The organism is Chimaeribacter arupi, from assembly GCF_002858805.1.
In the GTDB taxonomy this organism is placed as follows: Bacteria; Pseudomonadota; Gammaproteobacteria; order Enterobacterales; family Enterobacteriaceae; genus Chimaeribacter; species Chimaeribacter arupi.
Map to the genome: position 1 here is coordinate 1 of NZ_PJZI01000082.1, position 1,110 is coordinate 1,110.

A 1,110-nucleotide genomic window follows, 5' to 3' on the forward strand; every position below is an offset into this window, starting at 1 on the left:
GCCACTGCCCTGCTGCATCCTGGGTCGCGGCCTGCGGCGCAGCGCCGTCGATGCTGACCATCACCGTCACGACGTCGTGGTCGGTGGTAATCGCAAAGCCCGGCGTGGTGTCGTTGGTCTGGTTATCACCAGCTACGCCGGTGTCATCGCTCAGGGTAATGACCGGGGCATTCACTGCGGTATCGACGGTGACATTCAGCGCGGCTGAGGTCGCGGTATTACCTGCGTCATCAGTAACATTCACTTGTAACGTGTAGTCACCGTCTGCCAGCTCCGGCGCGGTGAAACTCCAGGTCTCCCCGGTTTTGGTGGCCGGATAAACTGTACCGTTGATCAGCACTTCCACCGTCACCGCATCGGCGTCGATATTGCTCAGGGTAAACGTCGGGGTTTTCACATTGGTGATGTTGTCGGCCGAGTCTGCGCCGCTGTCTGAGGCGTCATTCAAATCGATGGTTGGGATATTGACGGTAGTATCCACGGTAAAAGCAAACGCCTCGCCGCTGATGCTATTGCCCGCCACATCCGTAACAGTGACGCTCAAAGAGTGTTCGCCGTCAGTGAGTGCCGAAGGCGTGACAAAGTGCCATTGCCCCGCGGCGTCTTGTACCGCCGCCTGCGGCGCACCGCCGTCAATGCTCACCATCACGGTCACGACGTCGCTGTCGGTGGTAATCGCAAAGCCTGGGGTGGTGTCGTTGGTCTGGTTATCACCCTGCATGCCGGTGTCATCACTCAGGGTAATCACCGGCGCAGTAATCGCCGTATCGACCGTGATATTCAGCGCCGCTGAGGTCGCCGTATTGCCCGCGTCATCCGTCACGCTCACCTGCACGGTATACTCGCCATCCGCCAGTTCCGGCGCAGTGAAACTCCAGGTTTCCCCGGTTTTGGTGGCGGGATAAACCGTGCCGTTGATCAGCACTTCCACTGTTACCGCATCGGCGTCGATATTGCCCAGGGTAAAGGTTGGCGTCTTCACGTTGGTGATGTTGTCCGCAACATCGGCACCGCTGTCTGACGCGTCATTCAGATCGATGGTTGGGATATTCACCGTGGTATCGACGGTAAAGGCAAACGCCTCGCCGCTGAGGCTGTTACCGGCGTTGT

Annotated in this window: 1 protein-coding gene; it reads right to left on the reverse strand. The window is 58.8% G+C overall.

Features of this window, described 5'->3' with window-relative positions:
• On the reverse strand, positions 1 to 1,110 hold a 1,110-nt coding region (locus CYR52_RS22150; RefSeq protein ID WP_165699109.1), incomplete at both ends, for an Ig-like domain-containing protein.